The organism is Angustibacter peucedani (assembly GCF_054779595.1).
In genome coordinates, this window is the sequence record NZ_BAAGXY010000196.1 from 1 (window position 1) to 753 (window position 753).

General features: G+C 52.1%; 1 protein-coding gene. It reads left to right on the forward strand.

What is annotated here, in order from left to right:
- Positions 1-753 (forward strand): terminase TerL endonuclease subunit (locus ACYVJ4_RS18860; RefSeq protein WP_460461563.1); only part of this gene is annotated, 753 nt, incomplete at both ends.

The window sequence follows — 753 nt, forward strand, 5'->3', positions numbered from 1 at the left end:
GTCAAGAAGGCGAAAGCCACGCTTGGGCGGATCTTCGAATTCAACAAGCTCGCTATCTACCAGGAGCAAACGGCCTCCAAATTCGAGCCTTTATCATCAGATGCGAACAACCTCGACGGCCTGAACATCCACTGTGCCATCGTCGACGAGCTGCATGCTCACAAAACCCGTGACGTCTGGGACGTTCTGGAGACGGCAACCGGCGCACGTCTACAATCGCTGCTTTTCGGTATCACCACCGCCGGTTTCAACAAAGAAGGCATCTGCTACGAATTGCGTGATTACGCCATCAAGGTGCTGCGTGGGCTGGTAAAAGACGATACGTTTTTTGCCATCATCTACACCTTAGATGAAGGTGACGATCCCTTTGATGAAAAAGTCTGGCAGAAGGCGAATCCGGGGCTGGGTATCTGTAAGCGCTGGGATGACCTGCGCCGCCTGGCTAAAAAGGCGAAAGAGCAGGTTTCGGCCAGAATTAACTTTTTTACCAAGCACATGAATATCTGGGTTACCGCTGAGTCAGCCTGGATGGACATGATGAAATGGGAGAAATGCGAGTTTATCGCCCCGCAGCACGAACTTAAAACCTATCCCTCCTGGGTGGGCGTTGACCTGTCAAACAAAATTGATATCTGTGCGGCCGCTAAAGTCTGGCGCGCGCCAGATGGCCACGTTCATGCGGATTTCAAATTCTGGCTACCGGAAGGACGCCTTGAGAAATGTTCACGCCAGATGGCAGAGCTCTATCGTAAG